Annotated in this window: 1 pseudogene; it reads left to right on the top strand. The window is 74.8% G+C overall.

Annotated features, from left to right (window positions below):
* Positions 1 to 220 (top strand): annotated as a pseudogene (locus JHD82_RS29360) (hypothetical protein); the annotation flags it as partial.
* Between the last annotated feature and the right edge of the window lie 97 nt (positions 221 to 317).

Genomic DNA, 317 nt, shown 5'->3' with positions numbered 1-317 from the left:
CCCCCCCCCCCCCCCCCCCCCCCCCCCCCCCCCCCCCCCCCCCCCCCCCCCCCCCCCCCCCCCCCCCCCCCCCCCCCCCCCCCCCCCCCCCCCCCCCCCCCCCCCCCCCCCCTTTTTTAATGATCCGCCGACCACCGAGATCTACACTGTTCGCATTTCGTCGGCAGCGTCAGATGTGTATAAGAGACAGACGGTGTACTGCGCGCCTGCAGCCAGCTGATTGGTCCAGGCGCATTCCAGCGTGCCGCCCTGCACGCCATCGGTGGCAGCCGGAGTACAGGTGCCGCCGCCGGTGACCGTGGGCGTGCCGATGAAGA

Source organism: Delftia sp. ASV31 (genome assembly GCF_016428765.1).
In the GTDB taxonomy this organism is placed as follows: Bacteria; Pseudomonadota; Gammaproteobacteria; order Burkholderiales; family Burkholderiaceae_C; genus Comamonas; species Comamonas acidovorans.
The sequence above is the reverse complement of the archived record's forward strand: the minus strand, read 5'-3'. Positions and strand labels throughout refer to the sequence as shown.